Genomic DNA, 20,520 nt, shown 5'->3' on the forward strand with positions numbered 1-20,520 from the left:
GGCTGGGGCGGGTAGGGATGCTGCGCCCCGCAGCCTCCCCGGCGTCGCTGGTTTCAATAGTCGCAGCTCAGGGCTGCTGGTTGATGCGGACGGTGTTGCCGGCGGGGTCACGGAAGGCGCAGTCGCGGATTCCGTAGGGCTGGTCGATGGGTTCCTGCACGACGTCGGCCCCGCTCGCCTCCACTTTGGCGAAGGCGGAGTCGACGTCCGGGGAAGAGAGGACGACGGTGGCAAAAGTGCCCTTGGCCATCATTTCGGCGATGGTCCGGCGTTCCTCGTCGGTGATGCCGGGGTCGGCGGCCGGCGGGTACAGGACGATGGAGACGTCCTTTTGGCCGGCCGGGCCGACGGTAATCCACCGCATGGTGCCGCGGCCAACGTCATTCCTGACTTCGAAGCCCAGGGCGTCGCGGTAAAACGCCATTGACGCGTCCGGATCGGTGTGCGGAAGGAAACTTGAGCTGATGGTGATGTCCATGGCAGTCATGCTATTTGCGGCTCCGGGGCCGGCGCTTCTCGATTCCTGACCGGTCTGGACACCTGCTTCTCCACGCACGCCGGGATCCCCGCCGTCGAGCCTTCTGCCTCCTGTTTGTAGAAGCTGGGAGGCATCCCGACGAGCTCGCTGAAGCGGGTGCTGAAGGTACCCAACGAGGAACAGCCGACGGCGAAGCACACCTCAGTGACGGAAAGGTCGCCTTTGCGGAGGAGCGCCATGGCACGCTCGATCCGCCGGGTCATGAGGTAGCTGTAGGGGGATTCGCCGTAGGCGAGCTTGAACCTGCGGCTGAAATGGCCGGCTGACATATGGACATCCCGGGCCAGGGATTCGACGTCCAGCGGCTGCGCGTACTCCCGGTCGATCCGGTCCTTGACGCGGCGGAGCTGGGTCAGCTCGCGAAGATAGGGGTCACTTTGGGGAGTGGTGGTCACATCTGTGATCGTGCTACCCGGCGGGGGAGTTGTCCAGAGCCGGAGAGTCCTCCAAGGCCAGTTTCCACCTATGGATCCGGCTGATTTCGCGTGGTACTTTGACCCCCTACGTCGCTTGCAAGGAAGCGATCCAGGAGGAGGGAAAGCTCGTGAGTGATACCAATTCCGCCGGAACCAACGTGGACGTCGTGGACATCCTGACCGCTGACCACCAGGAGATGATCGCGTTGATCGGCCAGATCCACGGCGCAACCGATGGAAGCCAGCGCAGGGACTTGGCCGACACCCTGATCGCGGAAGTGATGCGTCATGCCGTCGCCGAGGAGATGTACGTCTACCCCGCCATGGAGGACCACGTCCCCAACGGTAAAGAGGAAGTCGAGCACGACAAAAAGGAGCACGACGAGATCGTCAAGCTGATGAAGCAGCTGGAAAAAGCCGAGCCTTCCGACCAGGCCTTCCTGGATCTGGTACGCGAACTCGAAGGGCAGCTGACCCATCACGCGGGCGACGAGGAGTCCGACCAGTTCCCGAAGCTGCGCCAGCACATCCCCCGCGAAAAACTCGTTGATATGGGCGAAAAGGTAGAAAAAGCGAAAAAGCTGGCACCGACAAGGCCGCACCCAAGCGCACCGCACTCTGAGCTGTTCCATAAGACTGTGGGTCCGGGCATCGGCATGGTGGACCGGCTCCTGGACAAACTCACCAAACGGCACACCGGTTCGTAGGACGACTGACCGGCTGGCGGGTTCATCCTCGGCCCATACAACGCGCATACCTGAATTGACGAAGGCGGGCGAACTTGTATGTAAGCCCAAGGCGGCTGGGCTGGTCAACTAGGAGACGTAGGCCAGTTCGGCTTACTATGATCAACTTATGCCACCACTCAGCGCCCGAAGCAGCCGACGAACCGTCTTCGAAGAGCTCCGACGTCGGGTTGTGACCCTCGAGTTGGCTCCTGGGACACCATTGTCAGAGAACGAACTGGCAGCTGAACTCGGAACATCCCGCACCCCGGTCCGGGAGAGCCTGATCCTGCTGGCCCAGGAGGACCTGGTTCAGATCTTTCCCAAAGTGGGCTCTTTTGTCTCACGCGTGGACCCCGAACGCGTGGCCGACGCACAGTTCCTGCGGGAGGCCGTGGAGTTGGCCTCCCTTGATGACATGCCGGCTGCGCCGGATCCGGCCCAGGTCGAGGCCTTGCGCGAGAATCTGGCTAACCAGCAGCTCGCAGATAACGACCCTGAGACGTTTTTCCGGTTGGATGAGGACTTCCACCTCGGTCTGCTCCGGCTCGCTGGCCACGAGCGCATCTGGCCCACTGTGGTGGCCGCCAAAGGTCACCTCGACCGTGCACGGCGTCTTGGGTTGACCGAGAACCCCTCAATGAAGGTCTTCCGGGACCAGCATGCCGACGTGCTGGAGGCCCTGTTGCGGGGAGAACCGGACCAGGCCCGGAGCATGATGCGCGCTCACTTGCGTACCGTCTTTGCCGACATTGAGCGTGTACGTCGTCGGTCGCCGGAACTGTTCTCATCCAACTCGGGCGCGGTGCCAATCCGGCGGAGCGTCGCCGTCTGGGAGTGATTTCCCTTGATGGGGTGCCAAAGGTAGACCCTCGGCCCAGCCTCTAACATCTCTTCGAGGGTCTTAGCCTGCTCCCATCGATTCCCTTGTCGTCGGCTGGGCCACTGGCAGCAGGCGCCACAAGGTTAGCTGTGCCCTGCTATACGCGCGCAGGGCTTTTTGCTGGACATGCCACTTGACGACAGCTCAACCAGTCTGCCAAACTCTCCTTACATACAAGTGCTGTACTTCACACGCGGCACTGATTTTTTTCGCAAAGGAGCGTCGTGGATTCAAGGTCAAAACCGCCCTCCCTTGTACCGTGCAGCATGGCTGGCGGTCAGCTCCGGGCGATAGGGGCAGGTTCGTGAAGGCAGTTGTGGTTCATGGGGCGGCCGACCTTCGGGTGGATGACCTCCCCGAACCTGAACCTGGTTCCGGCGAAGTGCTGATAGCCGTCGACTGGGGCGGCATCTGCGGCTCCGACCTGGCCTACGTTGCCAAGGGAGCGTCCGGGACTGCGGTGCTCAAGCACCCGTTGATTCTCGGGCACGAATTCGCGGGCCGCGTCGTCAGTCTTGGTGCTGGGGTGGAAGGCATCGAGATCGGGCAGCGTGCGGCTATATCGCCGCCGACCCTACTTGGTGACGGGAAGTTGCCCGATCGGATCCGGGGTCGGACCAATCTGTACCCGAGTGTCCGCTACTTTGGATCTGCCGCCCTCGATCCGCACACTGACGGCGGCTTCGTCGGGCTTAAAGTTGTCCGCGCCGACCAGGTGCTGCCGCTGCCTGACAGCGTGAGCACTCGGCTGGGCGCTGTCGTCGAGCCGCTGGCGGTTGCCTTGCACGCTGTCCGGCGGGCGGAAGCCCTGCTGCCGGGGGGTGTGGCCGGGCGCGACATCCTTGTGAACGGCGCGGGACCTATCGGTCTGCTCACGATGGCGGTGGCTAAGCATCTTGGAGCGGCCTCTGTCACAGCAACGGATTTGTCGCCCGCCGCTTTGGCGATTGCGGCCAGTATCGGGGCGGACCGGACAGTAGACGTCTCCACGAGCGCAGTGGGCAGCGAGTTCGAATTGGTGATCGAAGCGTCCGGGGCGCCCGGGGCGTTAGGCTCTGTCCTGCACTCCACCGCCCGGGGCGGAGCCGTTGTTCAGGTCGGCAACCTCCCGGCCACGCCGGTGGCTGCGGTCCTGGGCGATCTGGTAACGCGGGAAATTGTCTGGGGCGGCTCATTCCGGTTTGTCGATGAGATGACTGAGGCAATCAACCTGCTCGCCTCAGGCCTCCTGGTGGACCCTATCCTCACCCATGAGTTCGCCATCGATGAAGCCCACAAGGCGTTCGACGTGGCGTCTGATCGATCTTCGGGATCGAGCAAAGTTCTGCTCCGAATTAGTGGATGACAGCCGCGTCGAAAGGCGCCGAACAAATACCCGAGCACAAGTAAGGCAGCGGTTAAGCCCCGAGGGGTCACCAGCTGTAGAAGCAAAACCGCCCATGCGCAAACAAAGGAGTTAACATGAAGCGATTGGTAACCATCCTCACGGCAACTGTCCTGGCAGCATCACTGGCTGCCTGTGGTTCATCCGAGCCCGGTGGTGCAGGCGAGACCAAGACCATCCGCGTCGCCGACACCTGGGACGCAGGCCACCCGATGGCGGCCGCTATCGACGAAGTCTTCAAAAAGGAGATCGAAGAGGCCTCCGACGGCGCTTTGCTCGTCGATGTACACCACGGCGGCACGTTGGGCAACGAGGCCGACTTGTGGGATGGCGTGCGGAACGGAACCCTTGAGGTCGCCGTCGTCGGCACACCCATGAACAAAGAGTTTTCCAAGATGCTGATCTCCGACTGGCCATTCCTGTACCGCGACCTGGAGCACGCGCAGGCCGTATGGACCGGTGAAATTGCCGATGAACTTAGCGCAGAGTTCCATGAGCAGTTCCCCTCGACATACCTCCTGGGCTGGGGGCCGAACAGCGCCCGTACCTTCACCAGTTCCAAGCCGCTGGAGTCCGTCGATGACTTCCAAGGACAAAAGTTCCGCATGCCCGGCAACCCCATCCACATCGGGCTTGCCGAAAACCTTGGCGCCAGCGCGCAGGTCATTCCGCTTGGGGAGCTTTTCACCGCACTCGAAACGGGCGTCGTTGACGGTCAGGACAACGGCATGGTGACGGTTATCAGCCAGTCCTTGCACGAGGTGCAGGACTACCTCCTTGAAACCAACCACATTATCGCGACGCTTGAGCTCGTCGTGAGCGCTCCGTTCATGGATGACCTCAGCGAAGAGCACCAGCAAATCGTGCGCGACGCCGCCCGCAAGACCTCGGAAGAGGCGTGGAGCAACTACATCGCAAACGTGGATAAGGACCGCGCCTTCCTCGAGGAGCAGGGCGTAACCGTTACTTCGCTCTCCGAAGCCGACCGGCAGAAGATGATCGACCGCATCGAGCCGTTGACCAAGAAGCTCCTTGAGGACAACGAATGGGCCGAGGACCTCACTTCGCGGATTCGCGAAGTTAAGTAACCAAACGGTGAGGGCATCGGCAACGGTGCCCTCACCACTTCGAACAAGGAACGAACTTGACAAGATTTTTAGATTTCCTCTTCCGGGGGGTGGAGATCCTGATGGCCGTACTGCTGGCCCTCATGGTTCTCCTGATGTTCCTCAACGTGGTCCTGCGTTTCGCGTTCTCTACCGGTTTCGTATGGTCGGAAGAGGTTACACGCTTGTCTTTCATCTACCTCGTTTACCTGGGCACCGTCGCTGCCTTCCGTGATAATCGGCACCTTGGTGTGGACACCCTGCTTGAACATGTCCCGCCGATGGTGCAGAAGGTTCTCTACGCGGTCGTCCAGCTCATCATCATCTGGGTGATGTGGCTGCTCGTGCAGGGAAGCTGGGATCTCGCCATGCAGAGCCGGAACGACGCGTGGGTTGCCACCCAATACCCGCGATCGCTCATCATGGGGGCCGGTGTCGTTACCGGTGTGGCCATCGTGCTCATCGCGCTGGGGAATCTGTACCGCTTGCTGGTGATGAAGAGCCCTGTTGCTGAGTTGCTTGCAATCAAAGACGGCGAAACCAGTGCTGCCGGCACAAGAACCTCGATCGACTAGGGGATATCTGACATGAAGGTTCTTGTGCCCTTGTTTGGGTATCTCATCGGTTCCATTGCGATCGGTGTACCGATCGCGTTCGCGCTGCTTTTTGCCTCTGCCGCAACCGGCATGCAAATGGGCGGAAGCTCAGGCAATCCGCAGATCATGGCCGCGCAACTCATGCGCGGCACTGATTCAGTCGCCATGATGGCGCTCCCGTTCTTCATCCTCACCGGTGAGTTGATGAACCGTGGCGGCCTCACGCACCGCATCATTGCCCTTGCCAGCGCCACCGTTGGCCGTGTACGTGGTGGTCTCGGCTACGTCGCGATCCTGTCGGCCCTGTTGTTCGGCAGCCTAGTAGGTTCGGCTGTGGCGAGCACGGCAGCACTGGGGGCAATCCTCATTCCCATGATGGTCAAAGATGGCTACAACCGGGAACGATCCGCCGCGCTTATCGCCTCCTCGAATCTCGTCTCGCCCATCATGCCGCCATCGGTACCATTGATCATTTACGGTGCCGCCGCGGGCGTTTCAATCAAGTCGCTGTTCCTGGCCGGTATTGCTCCCGCGCTCTACCTGACGATCGTAATGTTCATCGTTTGGTTCCTGATCGCGCGCTCGAAAGAGAACATCAGGTCCGACATTCCCCGCGTAGGGGGCCGCGGGCTGGCCAAGCTGGCTTATCAAGCGGTTTGGGCGCTGTTGCTGCCGGTGATCATCCTGGTCGGCCTGCGAAGCGGGGTGTTCACAGCCACGGAAGCCGGCGTGGTGTCCGTCGTATACGCGCTCATCATCGGCGTGTTCGTCTACCGGGAGATTAACCTCAAGGAGGCATTCGCAGCTTTGAGGTCCGCAGCCAAAGTGTCGGCCGTGGTCATGTTCCTCGCCGCTGCCGCCCAGGTTACGGCATACTATATGGCGATCTCCGGCGTACCTGCAGTGCTTACCCGTTCCTTGGGTGGACTCGTCGACAACCCGACGCTCCTGATGATCGTCCTGCTGATGTTCATCATTCTTCTGGGGTTGGTGCTCGACGTCGTACCGACGATCCTCATCGTCACCCCGATCGTCCTGCCGCTGCTCAACGCCGCTGGAATTGACCTGATCTATTTCGGCATCGTCTTCACGCTGGCTAACGTCATCGGTTTGAACACACCCCCTGTTGGGCCGTCTTTGAACGTGGCTGCTGCTGTAGGGAACGTCAAGGTGGGTGCAATTATCCGGCCCACCCTGCCCTACCTCCTGGCCCAGACGGCGCTCGTGGTAGCGATGGCATTGCTCCCTGAGCTGGTCCTGGTGCCGCTTGGGTGGCTCGATCCCCAATAACCCCGTGCTCGCCAAGGCCGGCGGGATTCTGCCGGCGGCAGCAACGACGTCAGCCCCGGGCTCAGTTGAGCCATTGGCTGACAGCCCGTCCAGTTCCACTTTTCCACCCTTAATACCTAGAAGGACCAACCAGTGAAGATCACCGACGCACGGGTAGTGGTTTCGTCGCCCGGACGGAATTACGTCACGCTCATCATTGAAACCGAGGACGGCACCACAGGTATTGGCGACGCTACGCTGAACGGCCGTGAGCTGTCTGTGGCGTCCTATCTGTCCGAGCATCTGTGCCCCCTGCTGATCGGCCGGGATGCTCGCCGCATCGAAGACGCGTGGCAGTACTTCTACAAGGGGGCCTACTGGCGCCGCGGGCCGGTGACCATGACGGCGATCGCCGCGATCGACGTCGCGCTTTGGGACATCAAAGGCAAGGCCGCGGGCATGCCGGTCTATGAGCTCCTCGGCGGGGCAGCCCGCGAGGGCGTCATGGTCTACGGCCATGCCAGCGGGTCCACCCTGGAGGACCTCGGCGCTGATTTCCAGCACCACCTGGACCTCGGGTACAAGGCCATCCGTGCCCAGGCTGCGGTTCCTGGTCTGGAGAAGACCTACGGTATTGCGCCGCTGGGCGGCAAGCTTTACGAGCCTGCGAGCGGCAATGTTCCCCAGGAGGACGCGTGGGAGACGACGGCTTACCTGGACTTCGCTCCGAAGATGATGGCGCATATCCGGGAGGAGTTCGGCTACGGCACCCACGTCCTGCATGACGTGCACCACCGGCTTTCGCCCATTGAGGCCGGCAGGCTGGGCGCGTCGCTGGAGCAGTACAGGCCCTTCTGGATTGAGGATCCGACGCCGGCCGAGGACCAGTCGGCGTTCCGCCTGATCCGCCAGCACACCACCACTCCCATCGCCGTGGGCGAGGTGTTCAACTCCATCTGGGACTGCCAGCAGCTGATCACCGAACGCCTCATCGACTACATCCGCACCTCCGTGTCGCACGCCGGCGGCATTACCCACCTGCGCAGGATCTTCTCCCTGGCGGATTTGTACGGTGTACGTTCCGGGTCTCACGGCGCGGGTGACCTCTCCCCTGCCTCGTTCGCGGCAGCCCTGCACGTGGACATGAGCATCCCCAACTTCGGCATCCAGGAATACATGGGCCATCGGGAGCCGGCCAACGAAGTGTTCACCACGTCCTACACCTTCAACGACGGCTACATGCACCCCGGTAACGCTCCCGGCATCGGCGTGGAGTTCAACGAGGAAGCCGCCGCCCGCTTCCCGTTCGACCCGAAATACCTGCCCATCAACCGGCGGCTCGACGGATCGGTGCATGACTGGTGAGCATCACAGCGCAACACTCCAAGCAAGAACCGTTCGATGTCCTCGTCATGGGCGAGATCCTCGTTGAGGTAGCCACCGACGTGGCCTTCGCCCACGGCGTGCCTGCCCAGCTGGGCATCTCCGGCGACGCCCTCAACGTCGCAGCGGCCGCGGCTGCGGCCGGAGCACGCGTGGGCCTGCTGTCGGTCCTTACCGACGACGACCTCGGCCGGGCGATCGCCGCCCGGATCGTTGAACTCGGCATTTCACCGGACCTCCTGAAGTTCCGGACAGGCCAGCAGGGCGTCTACCTGGTACACAGCGACCCTGACGGGCAGCGGGAGTTCTCCTACGCCCGCAGCGGCAGCGTCGGTTCCAGCCTTGGCCCCGACGACGTAGATCCCGCAGTGATCTCGGCCGCCGGCGCAGTAGTTGCGGGCGGCATTGCGTGCGCCATCTCGGCATCTTCCCGGGCTGCAGTGCTGAAGGCTGCGGCGCTTGCCAAACGCTTTGTGTTTGATCCGAACTTCCGCCCCCGGCTGACCTCCGTGGAGGACGCGGCAGCGGTCCTCCTGCAGCTCGCGCCCCGGGCCTTCCTGGTGACCCCGTCCTTCCCCGGCGAAACGTCCGCACTCCTGGACTGTGCTACAGCAGTGGGGGCAGCGGAGAGACTCCGCAGCCTTGGTGCGCGGAACGTGGCCGTAACCTGTGGAGCGGAGGGGGTCCAAGTCGAAGGCGAAGGCCTCGACAGCACCTGGATCGATTCGATCCCTGCCCCCGCGGTCGTGGACCAGACCGGGGCAGGCGACGCCTTCGTCGGCACGCTGACCGCACGTATTGTCCTGGGCGACACCCTCCCGGTTGCTGCCCGCTACGGCGCGGCGGCGGCGTCGCTGGTAGTGGGCGGCAAAGGCGGGACGGGATTCATCCCCACCTTCGAACAGACCCGCGCCCACGCTGCCGGACCAGCCGAAGGAGCATTGTCATCACCCGCCTAAGCGCAGCCACCCTCGCCGCCACCGGCAACCACCGTCCACTGCTGGCCCCGCGCACCCTCCAGCCCGGCATCGTCCACCTCGGCCTGGGCGCCTTCGCCCGCGCCCACACCGCGGTGTTCACCGAAAACGCCATGCTCGCGAACGGCTCCTCCAACTGGGGGATCGTTGGGGTGACCCAGCGTTCGGACACAGTGGCACGCCAACTGGCACCGCAGGACGGACTGTTCACCGTGGCGGAGCGGGGCACCGGTGCCGGGCCACTCCGTGTGGTCTCCAGCATCGTGGAGGCCATTTCCGGCAAAGACCACCCCGAAGCAGTGGTGGACCGCATCGCCGCGTCCACCACGCACGTGGTAACGCTGACGATTACGGAAAAGGGCTACCGGATTGATCCGCACACCGGATCGCTCAACATCGAGGATCCGCAGGTGCGGTCCGACCTTGCCGGCCACCCGCCGCAGACGGCCATCGGGCAGATCGCCCGGGGCATCCAGCAGCGGACCCGCGGCGGGGCAGGGCCCCTGACCATCGTGTCCTGCGATAATCTGCCGGGCAACGGGGAACTGACCGAAAAACTGGTCCGTGCCTTTGCCGTCGCCCTGCCTGAGGATGAGGCAGGGCCGCTGCTGGCCTGGCTGGACGCAAATGTCACGTTTCCCAGCACCATGGTGGACCGGATGGTGCCGGCCACAACCGGCGATGACCTTGACGCCGTCGAATGCGAACTCGGGCTCCGGGACGAGGCCGCGGTGGTCGCTGAGCCCTTCATGCAGTGGGTCATCGAAGATAACTTTGCCGGGGACCGGCCCGCCTGGGAGGAAGCCGGCGCGCTGTTCAGCACCGACGTCGCCGCGTGGGAGGCAGCAAAACTGCGGCTGCTCAATGCCAGCCACTCGCTGCTCGCCTACCTCGGCCTTGCCATCGGCAAGGACACCATCAGCGACACAGTAGGAGAGGACTCTTTCCGCACCGCCTGCCGCCTGATGCTGGCCGAGGACGCCCTTCCCACCATCAGCCTGCCCGCCGGCCTGGACGGCGAAACCTACTGCGACCAGATCCTGGAACGCTTCGCGAACCCCGCCCTCGGCCACACCACGGCCAAGGTGGGCAGTGACGGATCCCAAAAGATCGGCCTGCGGCTGCTGACCACGGTCCGTGCAAACCTCGACGCCGGACGGGAACCGCGGTGGGCTGCCCTGGCCGTGGCCGCGTGGATGCACCACGTTGCCACTACTCCCCGGCAGGAATTGAACGACCCCCTCGCTGCGGAACTCCAGGCCAGCTTGCCAAATGACCGCTCTGCCGCAGCCGTTGTCCCCGCGCTGCTCAGCATGAGAAGCATTTTCGACGACGGGCTCGCGGCCAACACCACCTTCGCGGGGCTGCTCACACACTGGTACCGCATTATCGAAACCCACGGCCTGGACGGGCTGAGAAACGAGATCAACAATGGCTAATGCCACCGGCGTCCTTCACGTATCACCTGTCATTCCGGTGGTGACCATCGATGAACCGCAATACGCTGTTCCCCTTGCAAGGGCCCTGGCCGACGGCGGAGTCCGCATCATCGAGCTCACGCTGCGGACGGACAGCGCCCTCGAATCGCTGAAGCGCATTGCCAACGAAGTGCCGGACATCCTGCTGGGTGCCGGCACTATCCTCACGCCCGGCCAGGCAGACGCGGCGGTTGCCGCCGGTGCGCAGTTCCTGGTCAGCCCGGGTGTGACCCCGTCACTGCTTGACCACATGCTGGCCCTCGATGTCCCCGTCCTGCCCGGCGTGGCCACAGTGGGCGAGGTCATGGCCGTGCTGGAGCGCGGGCTGGACACGATGAAATTCTTCCCGGCAGGACCGGCCGGCGGACCGGAGTACCTCGCGGCCATCGGAGCGCCCATTCCCCAGGTGCGGTTCTGCCCAACAGGAGGCATCAGCCTCAACTCGGCACCGGGATACCTGGCACTGCCGAACGTGTCCTGCGTTGGCGGCAGCTGGCTCACACCCCGCAGCGCTATCGAAAACCAGGACTGGCAGCAGATCACACAGCTCGCCCAAGGCGCCGCTTCCCTCCGGGTGGAGTGAGGAGGACCGCTACTTCTTCGTCAGCCGGTACCGCTCGATCTGCTTGAGCCGCCGCAGGAGGCTGTCGCGCCGGGGGTGCGGAACGGCGTCGGCAGCCTCAGCGGTGAGGTCGATGTGCTTGGTGCCGTACTGCCACAGCAGGAGGTCATCCATCAGCCGGTCCGGGCCGGGGGAGTAGCGGTGGTCCAGGGCCTTGCGGACCTCGGTGATGCGGTTGGCGCTCAGCAGTCCGGCCAGCTGCATGGTCTGGTTGAGGCCGTGGGCGGCGAGGAGTTCGGCGGCCCAGCCCCAGTCGTCGTCCACCTTCCGGTCGACGTGCGGCAGCAGCGTGCGCCAGACGTCACGAACCCGGTTGGGGGTAAGCGGCGCCGCTCCTTCGCCGTCCGTGTCCCAGAAGCTGCGGACCTCCTCGTAGCGTTCGTGCAGGTCCGCGAACGCAGTCTCCACTGTTTCCAGCATCGCCGCGGTGGCGGTGAACTGGCGGTCAAAGTGGGGCGTCCAGGCGCGCGGGTCCTCGGCCTTGAACCGGATGTCGTGCTCGATCTCGCTCCACGCATGCGCGAAGATCGTGCGGATCTGGCATTCAAAGAAGTAGCTGCCGTTGGGCGCGATGTCCGGGTTGAAGACCTGCTGGTACTCCTTGACTGCCTCATTCTGGATGGTCCGGAGGATCAGGTGCCGGCTGGAATAGCCGTACGTACCGGATTCGATGGAACCGATGTCCTTCTCCCGGTCCCCCCGGCAGTCGAAGAGCTGCCGTTGGCGTTTGATGATGTTCGCCACCGCCGCATTCTCCGCGGGAAGCTTGGTAATGACACGGATCCCCACCATGTCATTCAGGGTGCGGAACGGGTCCGGGAACTTCAGTACCGGAGGTCCCCCCGGTTCGAGGGGCTGCTCCGTCCGGGAGATCTTTTCCTTGAACGACTCCACCGTTTTGGTGCGGCCGGTAACAAAGAGCGGGGTGACCTCCGAGTCCTTGAGCATGTCCCGCAGGACCAGCAGGACGTCGCGGGTGACCAGCTTCAGGGCAGGGCGGACGCGCTCGTAGATCTCCACGTTGTGCTGCACGGACTCGCGGAGGGGCGCGTCCAGGTTTTCCCAGTGACTCGGCATGATCCCAGCTTACGGCTGGGGCCGGACAGAACGACGGCCGCGTCCGGCCTTCAGGCCCAGGGGCGCGGCGGGCAGGTGGACACTGGTGAGGCCCGGGCTGCTGGCGGCGGAATAGGGTAGGTCATCCAAGCCGGCCACGCCCAGCTCCTCCGAAATGATCGCCGGCACGGTATTGCTGGGCATCATGTACGCCGGTACGGTCAACATCATGCTTAATGGACTGGGCGTTGTCCTCCCGCCCGCAGGGAATCCGGGCTTCCTGCCCGGCATGAACGCAGGCGCCTTCAATTTGGGCGCGGGCCTGAGCTTCCTCATCCTGTCCGCCGTGCTGGTGGCGACGTCGGCACCCGGCGGCGCGAAGGCGTCCTGCCTGACCGTCGTGGTCGTCGGCCTGGCCCTGACCGTGGCCGCGTTCGCCGCCTCGCTGCTGATCCCCAAGCCGGTCGAGGCCGAGGTGGCCGAATGAAGGCCGGAACAAGCGGCACCACCGGCCGGATCGTCGTCGTCGGCTCCCTCAACGCGGACCTGACCATCTACTGCGAGCGGCTCCCGCGCCCCGGTGAGACGGTCCACGGCAACGGGTTCGCCGTCAATCCGGGCGGCAAGAGCGCCAACCAGGCGGTCGCCGCAGGCCGGCTGGGCGGCCACGTCAGCCTGGTGGGTGCCGTGGGGGAGGACGCCAACGGCGACATGCTCCTCGCCTCGGTTGCCGGGGCCGGGGTGGACGTGGGGCATGTCCGGGCTTCCAACGAACCCACCGGTGTCGCCGTGATCGCAGTGGATGCCAACGGTGAGAACAACATCATCATCTCGGCCGGCGCCAACGGCACCTTGTCCCCGACCGACGTGGCCGAGGCAGCCGATGTCCTGGACAACGCCGCCGTCGTCAGCCTCTGCCTGGAAGTCGCCATGGAAACGGTGGTGGCGGCAGCACAGGCAGGGCACGGCGCCATCGCAACGGTTCTGCTGAACCTCTCGCCTTACGCGGAGATCCCCCCAGCCCTGGCCAACCTGACCGACGTCCTGCTGGTGAACGCCCACGAGGCCGCGCTGTTCCTGGGCGACGGGGCGTCTGTGCCGGGTGCCGATGCGCCCGCCGCCGACTGGGATGCGGTGCGGCAGCGCTTCGCTGAACGGGACATCCGGCAGGTCCTGGTGACGCTGGGCCCGCAGGGCTCCGTGGTGCTGGATTCGCTTGTCGGACCGGACGGCCGGGTCATCTTTGTCGAACCGACGAAGGTGTACGCCGTGGACACCACCGGGGCCGGAGATGCCTTTACCGGAGCGGTTGCCGTACGCCTGGCTGCAGGGGACGCGCTCGCCGATGCTGCTGCCTTCGCTTCGGTTGCGGCTGCCCTGGCAACCACCCGGAAAGGGACGCAAACGGCGTATCCCGAAGCGGCCGACGTCGAACGGCGCCTGCGGGGAAGTCACCGCAGTTAATAGTTCCCGGGTGGCAGAGGAATTAAGTTAGCCTTACCTTGCCAAATTAAGCGTTGCGGCTGCAGTGCCGCCCCTGTGAGAAGAGCCCCCGACGTGCCCACTCGACGTTTGACCGTTGCCGCCGCAGGCCTGACAGTACTGGCGTCAGCCCTGACCGGTTGCGGCATCATCGGCGGACAGCCTGCCGACCTGCAGATTTACTCCGCCCGCCACTATGACCTGGAAGGCGCCTTCGGGCAGTTCACGGACGAAACGGGCATCACCGTTGAGTTCATAACAGGTGATGACGCCGAGCTTCTTGAGCGGCTCAAGGCGGAGGGGGAAGACAGCCCGGCGGACGTATTCATGACCGTGGATGCCGGAAACCTGTGGAACGCCGCGCGCCAGGACGAACTTGCCGCCGTCGACTCCCCGGTCCTCAATGAAGCGGTACCGCAGGACCTTCGCGACCCGCAGGGCCGCTGGTACGGCCTGGCCATGCGGGCCCGCACGGTTACCTACAACCCCGGAAATGTGGATCCCGCTGAGTTTGACCCGGCAGACACGTACGCGGGCCTGGCCGACCCGAAGTGGAAGGGCCGGCTGTGCATGCGCGATGCCACCTCTTCCTACACCCAGTCGCTTGTGGCGAGCCTGATCGACCTGCACGGCCGGGAGAAAGCCCTGGAAATCGCCAAGGGGTGGGTGGCCAACGACGTGCAGATCATGAGCAACGACGTCCTGCTGCTTGAGGCCATAGATGCGGGAACCTGCGACGTCGGGATCAACAACCACTACTACCTTGCCCGCACGCTGGAGGAAAAGCCGGACTTCAAGGTAGACCTCTTCTGGGCAAGCCAGGAGGGCTCAGGGACGCATGTCAACATCTCCGGGGCCGCCGTGGTGGAGGGCTCGGACAATGCCGGGGACGCACAGCAGCTGATCGAATGGCTCGCGACCAAGGGGCAGAACTCCTTTGTGGACGCCAACCACGAGTTCCCGGTCAATCCCGCAGTGAAGCCCGAGCCGGTCATTGCGGGTTTCGGCGAGTTCAAGCGGATGCCACTGAACGCTGAAGCCTACGGCGACCTCAACGCCGAGGCCGTCGACCTGCTCGCCGAGGCCGGATACAAGTGACCGAAACGGCTGTCCTCGCTGAAGCGGGGATGCCGAAGCGCCGTCCACGCCGGACGGCCGGTCCCGGCCGTCCGGCGTGGACCGCCCTCGTCGTCGTGGTGGCTGCCGTTGTTGCCATGCCCGTGCTCGCGGTGGTCCTTGACGGCCTCGGCAGCCTGGGTAACACGGCGCCGCCCCGGAACCTTGCGGGGATGGTGTTTACAACCCTGGTCCTGATGCTTGGCGTGGCCGCGGGATCGCTGCTGGTGGGCGGCGGCCTGGCGTGGCTCGTCACCGCCTACAGATTCCCTTTGCGGAATATCTTCGTTTGGCTGCTGGTGCTGCCCCTCGCCGTGCCCGCCTATATCCTGGGCTTCGTTTTCCTGTCCGTATTCGACGTATCCGGGCCGGTACAGTCTGCCCTGAGAACTGTTTTCGGTGCGGATATCTGGGTCCCCGAAGTCCGCTCACTGCCGGGCGCGGTGCTGGTGATGTCGCTGTCCCTGTACCCCTACGTCTACCTGCTGGCACGCACCGCGCTGACTGAGCACGCCTCCGGCACCTATGACGCAGCGCGGACCCTCGGGGCAGGGCGTGGCAGGGCGCTGCGGCGGGTTCTGCTGCCCCTAGCCCGCCCGTCGCTGGCCGCGGGCATGGCCCTGGTGATGATGGAGACGCTGACCGACTTCGCAACCGTGCAGTACTTCAACGTACAGACCGTCTCCGTGGGTGTGTACCTGGTCTGGAAGGGCACCTTCAATTTCCACGCCGCCACCCAACTGGCCGTCCTGGTACTCCTGTTCGCAGTTGCCGTGCTGGCGGGCGAGCGCCTGCTCCGCGGCCGGGCCCGCTACCACCGGCAGGGCGGGCGGGGGCAGGGCCTGCAGCCACAGCGGCTCGACGGCGGACGCGGCTGGGGAGCAACCGCGCTTTGTGCGGCGGCCGTGAGTACAGGCTTCCTGATCCCCGTCTTCCAGCTAGTGGGATGGGCGGTTGGCGGAGCTGCCAAAAACCCAGGCTTCCTGGCGGATCCACGCTTCGGGGAATACGTCGTGAACACGCTCCTCGTGGCGGCGGCCACCGCGGCGGCCTGCGTGTTCCTTTCCGTGGCGGTAGGACAGGGTGTGCGCCTCAGTGGCGGAAGGCTCGTGTCCTCCGCGGCGCAGGTGACGACTTTCGGTTACGCGGTGCCGGGTGCCGTGGTGGGCATCGGCGTGCTCATCTCCTTCGCGGCACTGGATAACGCCCTGGAGGCTGCCGGGGTTCCCGGGGGCACCGGACTGCTCGTCACCGGTTCGGTGCTGGGCATCCTGTACGCCTACGTGATCCGCTTCCTCGCACCGGCGTACCAGGCGGTGGATGCAAGCTTCGCGAAAATTCCGTTGACCCTCACCTCTTCCGCCCTGAGCCTGGGTGCCGCCCCGTGGCGGGTCCTGGCGCGTGTGCACGTCCCCCTGGCCAGGTCCGGGATTGCTGTGGCCCTGATGCTGGTGGCGATCGACGCCGTCAAGGAGTTGCCCATCGTGCTGCTGCTGCGGCCCTTCGGATTCACCACCGCATCCGTGTGGGTCTATGAACTTGCGCGCGAAAACTTCTGGGAGAAGGCATCACTGCCCGCGCTGGTGATCGTGGCGGCCGCCGTCCTCCCCGTTCTCGTCCTTGTCAGGCAGGCCCGCGCCGTTGAAACCGAAGGGAAGGGCCGAGCATGAGCCTACGGGCGAGCATACGGAGGGCCAGCGCTCCGGGCACCTCCGACACCGGGGTTCCTCCCGCTGCCCTGGTATTTGAAGATGTCAGCAAGCACTACGGGCCGGCCATTGGGGTGGACACGCTGGAGCTGTCAGTTCCGGCCGGTGAGTTGGTGACCCTGATCGGGCCTTCGGGTTGCGGGAAGTCGACTACGCTGCGCCTCGCCGCAGGCCTGGAACGGCCGGACAGGGGCATCATCCGGGTTGCCGGGGACGTCGTGGCGGATGGACGCCGCTTCGTGGATCCCGAACGGCGCCGGGTGGGGCTGGTGTTCCAGGACTACGCGCTGTTCCCGCACATGACGGTGGCGCAGAACGTCGAGTTCGGCCTGGACCGACTGACCCGCGCTGAGCGCCGGGCGCGGACCGGTGACGTACTCGACCTGGTGCGGCTGGCCCATCTGGCCAACCGATACCCGCACGAACTTTCCGGCGGCGAGCAGCAGCGCGTGGCCGTGGCCCGCGCCCTGGCGCCGCGGCCTGCCGTGGTGCTTCTCGACGAACCGTTCTCGGGCCTGGACGAGTCCCTGCGCGCCCAGGTGCGCCGGGACACGGTGGCGACTCTGCAGGAAGCCGGTACCACCGGAGTGCTCGTTACCCACGACCAGACCGAGGCTCTTTCCGTGGGCACCCGGGTAGTGGTCATGCGCGGCGGCGTCATCGAACAGGCGGACACTCCGGAGAAGGTCTTCGAACAGCCGGCCACCCGTTTCGTGGCCTCATTCATGGGTGACGCCGACTTCCTCCCGGCCCGTGTGCACCGCGCCCTGCTGACCTGCGAGATCGGGGTTGTCTCAACAGTCCCGGGCTGGGCCAACAGCGAAGCGGATGTTGATGTAGTGCTGCGGCCCCACGAGGTGGCACTGCAGCCGGACCCTGAGTCTCCTGCACGGGTGTCTGCTGTCGAGTATCACGGGGCGTTCGTGCTTCACTACGTCAGGCTGGCCTCGGGACGGACTGTCCGCTCCTGGCAGCCGCACAGCGTACGTCACCCCATCGGCACTGCGGTTGCCGTCTCGGTTGCGGCAGGCACCACGCCCACGCTTCTGCTGGGCGACCATGCCATCACGTCACCACCTCCGGGCAGCTCGTTGAAGTATCGTTTGCCCCCGCCCATTCAGTAAAGTTAGGCCAATTCCCATGTCCACAAACACCGCCCGGATTACGCGTTGACCGCGCAGCCTTACCTCGCCGGGGCAGCTTTTACCGACCTTGCGCGCCACGGTGACCGGCCGGCAGTTTTCACCGCGGACGGGGTCCTCTCGTATCGGGAGCTTGCCCTCCGGGTCGATGACGTCGCCACCCGCCTGGGTACAGAGCGCCGGCTGGTGGCGCTGGCAGCACGCAACGACCTGGACTCGCTCGTTGGGTATCTCGCGGCCCTGTCGGCGGGCCATGCCCTTTTGCTGGCCCCGGCGGACAAACCCGAGGCGCTGGCGTCCCTTATGGGCGCATATGATCCGGACGTATTGCTGCTCCCGGGCGACGGCGACGGCAGGCCGGCGCTTGAGGAGCGGCGTTTCGGTTCCCGGCACGAGCTGCACCCTGAACTGGCGCTGCTGCTGAGCACCTCGGGTTCGACGGGCTCCCCGAAACTGGTGCGGCTCTCGCACGCCAACCTCTCCGCGAATGCCGAGGCGATCGCGGAGTACCTGCGGATAGGACCCGACGACCGTGCCGTGACCACGCTGCCCCTGCATTACTGCTACGGACTGTCAGTGGTTAACAGCCACCTGGTACGCGGGGCAGGGCTTGTTCTCACGGACCTTTCGGTTGTGGATCCCTGCTTCTGGGATCTCTTCCGGGAACGGCGGGCCACCTCCTTCGCCGCCGTTCCCTACACTTTCGACCTTCTGGAACGGGTGGGTTTCGCGGAGGCGGACCTGCCGCACCTGCGCTATGTCACCCAGGCCGGCGGGCGCCTGGCGCCGGAAAAGGTGCGCTCCTGGGCAGAGGCCGGGCAGCGCCGCGGCTGGGACCTCTTCGTCATGTATGGGGCAACGGAGGCAACTGCCCGCATGGCCTACCTGCCACCGGACCTGGCAGCGGAGTACGCCGAGACCATCGGCGTCCCCGTGCCGGGCGGCACGTTCCGCATCGAACCAGTGGACGGGCTGGCGGATGGGGAACTGGTCTACAGCGGCCCCAACGTCATGCTCGGCTACGCTGAGCACCCCGCGGACCTCGCGCTGGGCCGGGAAGTCCACGAACTGCGCACCGGAGACCTCGCCCGCCTGCACCCGAACGGGCTCTACGAGGTAGTGGGCCGGCGAAGCAGGTTCGTGAAAATCGTGGGTCTGCGCGTGGACCTTGGGCAGGTGGAGCGGATTTTCGCTGACATGGGAATCACTGCGGCGGCCGCCGGTTCCGATGACGGCCTTGTGGTCGCTGTTGAAGGCGACCACGACGCCGGAACACTCGCCAAAATCCTGGCCGGCAGCGTTGGCTTGCCCCGCGCCGCCGTCGTGATCCATCCTGTCGAGGCCCTGCCGCGCCTGGCTACCGGGAAGGTGGATTACCCGGCGGTCCTCGGGCTGGCCGCCGCAGATTTCACTGCTCCCGGTGCTGCCGCTCCCGGTGTTGCCGCTGCCGGCTCCGGCGAGGCCACCGCGGCGAAAGCCGAGGGCCCGGAAGACATCCAGCGCATTTTCGCAGAGGCCCTGGAATGTTCCCACGTGCGTGACGATGACACGTTCGTCTCCCTGGACGGGGATTCGCTGTCCTATGTGGCGGTGTCTGTGCGGCTGGAGCGCGTCCTGGGACAGCTGCCGCCGGACTGGCACCTCATTCCGGTGCAGGAGCTGGAACGCCGCCGGAAGCCGGCGCGGCGCCGCTTGGTGTCATTCCTGGAGACCTCGATCGTGGTCCGGGCCGCCGCCACCGTGTGCATTGTGGCCACGCATGTGGAGCTGTTCATGTTCCAGACCGCCCACCTGCTGTTCGTGGTGGCCGGGTACAACTTCGCCCGGTTCCAGTTGGCTGATGAACGGGTTCCCCGGCTGCGCCGGCAGCTCCGCGGTGTTGCGCGCATCGTGTTGCCTTCCATGGCGTTCATCGCCCTGGCATACCTGCTGACAGACCGCTACACCATCGCCAACATCTTCCTGCTCAACGCCATCGTGGGCCCGGAGGAGGTGACCACCCAGTGGCACTTCTGGTTTGTGGAACTGCTGGTGTACATCCTGCTTGCCCTGGCGGCGCTGATGGCCGTGCCCCGGGTTGACCGGTGGGAGCGGCGCGCGCCTTTCGCCTTCGCGCTGGGCCTGGTGGCCATTGCCCTGCTGAGCCGCTACGACATCGTGGACCCCGGCCTGCCGAAACCCCCGCCGGTGTTCTGGCTTTTCGCGCTTGGCTGGGCGCTTGCCCGGGCCCGCACGAATGTCCACCGGTTGACCGTCTCCGCCATCACCCTGCTGACCCTGCCGGGTTTCTTCGGCAGCACCGTCCGCGATGTCACGGTGGCCGCGGGCATCCTGCTGCTGGTGTGGGTGCCGGCACTGCCGGTGCCCGCGATCCTGCGCCGGGTAACCGGCTGGCTGGCCGCAGCTTCGCTTTACATTTACCTCACCCACTGGCTGGTCTACCCGGTGCTGCTCCCGCTCAACCCGGTCCTGGCCGTGGTGGGTTCGCTCGTGGTGGGGGTCGGGTACTGGGCCCTGTGCCTTTGGCTGCCTGCTGCAGTCGCTGGCTTCCGGGCCAGGCGGCGCAATGCACGAATCACCGCCGAAACAGTAATGGAACAGCCGCGGCGAAGGTGATGGCCGCCGTCGTCCGCGGTGT

18 protein-coding genes and 1 pseudogene are annotated in these 20,520 nt (G+C 65.0%); 16 read left to right on the top strand and 3 right to left on the bottom strand.

Features of this window, described 5'->3' with window-relative positions:
- Positions 1-67: 67 nt before the first annotated feature.
- Together NXY83_RS01595 and NXY83_RS01600 are read right to left on the bottom strand one after the other, a co-directional pair.
- Entirely contained in the window at positions 68-487 is a 420-nt protein-coding gene (locus NXY83_RS01595) for a VOC family protein (RefSeq protein WP_258804379.1), read from the bottom strand.
- Positions 484-933, bottom strand: a complete 450-nt coding sequence (locus NXY83_RS01600) for a helix-turn-helix transcriptional regulator (protein WP_258804380.1) — start codon at positions 931-933, stop codon at positions 484-486. Before NXY83_RS01600 ends, NXY83_RS01595 begins: the two co-directional genes overlap by 4 nt.
- Positions 934-1,082: 149 nt before the next feature.
- On the opposite strand from NXY83_RS01600, the gene NXY83_RS01605 reads away from it, so the two are divergent.
- The 10 genes from NXY83_RS01605 (at position 1,083) to eda (ending at position 11,338) form a co-directional block, all read left to right on the top strand.
- Positions 1,083-1,661: a hemerythrin domain-containing protein gene (locus NXY83_RS01605; protein WP_258804381.1), complete on the top strand. Its 579-nt coding sequence runs from the start codon at positions 1,083-1,085 to the stop codon at positions 1,659-1,661.
- A gap of 148 nt (positions 1,662-1,809) precedes the next feature.
- Positions 1,810-2,520 (top strand): GntR family transcriptional regulator, encoded by a 711-nt coding sequence (locus tag NXY83_RS01610; protein ID WP_258804382.1) that lies wholly within the window; start codon positions 1,810-1,812, stop codon positions 2,518-2,520.
- Between the two features lie 346 nt (positions 2,521-2,866).
- Positions 2,867-3,907, top strand: a complete 1,041-nt coding sequence (locus tag NXY83_RS01615; RefSeq protein WP_258804383.1) for an L-idonate 5-dehydrogenase — start codon at positions 2,867-2,869, stop codon at positions 3,905-3,907.
- 116 nt (positions 3,908-4,023) lie between these two features.
- Positions 4,024-5,034 carry a TRAP transporter substrate-binding protein gene (locus NXY83_RS01620; protein ID WP_258804384.1) on the top strand — a complete coding sequence of 337 codons (1,011 nt, stop codon included), beginning with the start codon at positions 4,024-4,026 and terminating at the stop codon, positions 5,032-5,034.
- A gap of 56 nt (positions 5,035-5,090) precedes the next feature.
- Positions 5,091-5,627 (top strand): TRAP transporter small permease, encoded by a 537-nt coding sequence (locus NXY83_RS01625; RefSeq protein ID WP_258804385.1) that lies wholly within the window; start codon positions 5,091-5,093, stop codon positions 5,625-5,627.
- 12 nt (positions 5,628-5,639) lie between these two features.
- On the top strand, positions 5,640-6,938 hold the full coding sequence (locus NXY83_RS01630) for a TRAP transporter large permease (protein ID WP_258804386.1): 1,299 nt from the start codon (positions 5,640-5,642) through the stop codon (positions 6,936-6,938).
- 132 nt (positions 6,939-7,070) lie between these two features.
- The gene (gene manD, locus NXY83_RS01635; RefSeq protein ID WP_258804387.1) at positions 7,071-8,282 is read left to right on the top strand and encodes a D-mannonate dehydratase ManD; all 1,212 of its coding nucleotides are present in this window, start codon (positions 7,071-7,073) and stop codon (positions 8,280-8,282) included.
- A 47-nt stretch (positions 8,283-8,329) separates the two neighbouring features.
- Entirely contained in the window at positions 8,330-9,259 is a 930-nt protein-coding gene (locus NXY83_RS01640) for a PfkB family carbohydrate kinase (RefSeq protein ID WP_258806386.1), read from the top strand.
- A gap of 113 nt (positions 9,260-9,372) precedes the next feature.
- Positions 9,373-10,716: a mannitol dehydrogenase family protein gene (locus NXY83_RS01645; RefSeq protein ID WP_258804388.1), complete on the top strand. Its 1,344-nt coding sequence runs from the start codon at positions 9,373-9,375 to the stop codon at positions 10,714-10,716.
- Positions 10,709-11,338, top strand: coding sequence for a bifunctional 4-hydroxy-2-oxoglutarate aldolase/2-dehydro-3-deoxy-phosphogluconate aldolase (gene eda, locus NXY83_RS01650; protein WP_258804389.1), 630 nt, complete (start codon positions 10,709-10,711; stop codon positions 11,336-11,338). The genes NXY83_RS01645 and eda overlap by 8 nt, the downstream gene beginning before the upstream one ends.
- A gap of 9 nt (positions 11,339-11,347) precedes the next feature.
- Here the strand turns inward: eda and NXY83_RS01655 are convergent, their stop codons facing one another.
- Complete coding sequence (locus NXY83_RS01655) at positions 11,348-12,454, bottom strand: GTP pyrophosphokinase (RefSeq protein ID WP_258804390.1); 1,107 nt, start codon at positions 12,452-12,454, stop codon at positions 11,348-11,350.
- Positions 12,455-12,608: 154 nt separating this feature from the next.
- Between NXY83_RS01655 and NXY83_RS01665 the strand changes: the two are divergent.
- From NXY83_RS01665 to NXY83_RS01690, 6 genes and pseudogenes are all read left to right on the top strand, one after another.
- Positions 12,609-12,920, top strand: a pseudogene (locus NXY83_RS01665) (MFS transporter); the annotation flags it as partial.
- Positions 12,917-13,897 carry a ribokinase gene (locus tag NXY83_RS01670; protein ID WP_258804391.1) on the top strand — a complete coding sequence of 327 codons (981 nt, stop codon included), beginning with the start codon at positions 12,917-12,919 and terminating at the stop codon, positions 13,895-13,897. The pseudogene NXY83_RS01665 and the gene NXY83_RS01670, both read left to right, overlap by 4 nt.
- A 93-nt stretch (positions 13,898-13,990) precedes the next feature.
- On the top strand, positions 13,991-15,013 hold the full coding sequence (locus NXY83_RS01675) for an extracellular solute-binding protein (protein WP_258804392.1): 1,023 nt from the start codon (positions 13,991-13,993) through the stop codon (positions 15,011-15,013).
- The gene (locus NXY83_RS01680) at positions 15,010-16,701 is read left to right on the top strand and encodes an ABC transporter permease (RefSeq protein ID WP_258804393.1); all 1,692 of its coding nucleotides are present in this window, start codon (positions 15,010-15,012) and stop codon (positions 16,699-16,701) included. The genes NXY83_RS01675 and NXY83_RS01680 overlap by 4 nt, the downstream gene beginning before the upstream one ends.
- Complete coding sequence (locus NXY83_RS01685; RefSeq protein ID WP_258804394.1) at positions 16,698-17,864, top strand: ABC transporter ATP-binding protein; 1,167 nt, start codon at positions 16,698-16,700, stop codon at positions 17,862-17,864. Before NXY83_RS01680 ends, NXY83_RS01685 begins: the two co-directional genes overlap by 4 nt.
- Positions 17,865-17,909: 45 nt before the next feature.
- Entirely contained in the window at positions 17,910-20,498 is a 2,589-nt protein-coding gene (locus NXY83_RS01690; protein ID WP_258804395.1) for an AMP-binding protein, read from the top strand.
- Positions 20,499-20,520: the final 22 nt, after the last annotated feature.

Origin of the sequence: Pseudarthrobacter sp. NS4, assembly GCF_024758005.1 — a bacterium.
Lineage (GTDB): Bacteria > Actinomycetota > Actinomycetes > Actinomycetales > Micrococcaceae > Arthrobacter.

Excerpts from the sequence above, each read along its gene's own strand:
- NXY83_RS01595 (WP_258804379.1), bottom strand. The coding sequence starts at position 487 with ATGACTGCCATGGACATCACCATCAGCTCAAGTTTCCTTCCGCACACC.
- NXY83_RS01610 (WP_258804382.1), top strand. The coding sequence starts at position 1,810 with ATGCCACCACTCAGCGCCCGAAGCAGCCGACGAACCGTCTTCGAAGAG.
- NXY83_RS01620 (WP_258804384.1), top strand. The coding sequence starts at position 4,024 with ATGAAGCGATTGGTAACCATCCTCACGGCAACTGTCCTGGCAGCATCA.
- NXY83_RS01630 (WP_258804386.1), top strand. The coding sequence starts at position 5,640 with ATGAAGGTTCTTGTGCCCTTGTTTGGGTATCTCATCGGTTCCATTGCG.
- NXY83_RS01640 (WP_258806386.1), top strand. The coding sequence starts at position 8,330 with ATGGGCGAGATCCTCGTTGAGGTAGCCACCGACGTGGCCTTCGCCCAC.
- eda (WP_258804389.1), top strand. The coding sequence starts at position 10,709 with ATGGCTAATGCCACCGGCGTCCTTCACGTATCACCTGTCATTCCGGTG.
- NXY83_RS01655 (WP_258804390.1), bottom strand. The coding sequence starts at position 12,454 with ATGCCGAGTCACTGGGAAAACCTGGACGCGCCCCTCCGCGAGTCCGTG.
- NXY83_RS01670 (WP_258804391.1), top strand. The coding sequence starts at position 12,917 with ATGAAGGCCGGAACAAGCGGCACCACCGGCCGGATCGTCGTCGTCGGC.
- NXY83_RS01685 (WP_258804394.1), top strand. The coding sequence starts at position 16,698 with ATGAGCCTACGGGCGAGCATACGGAGGGCCAGCGCTCCGGGCACCTCC.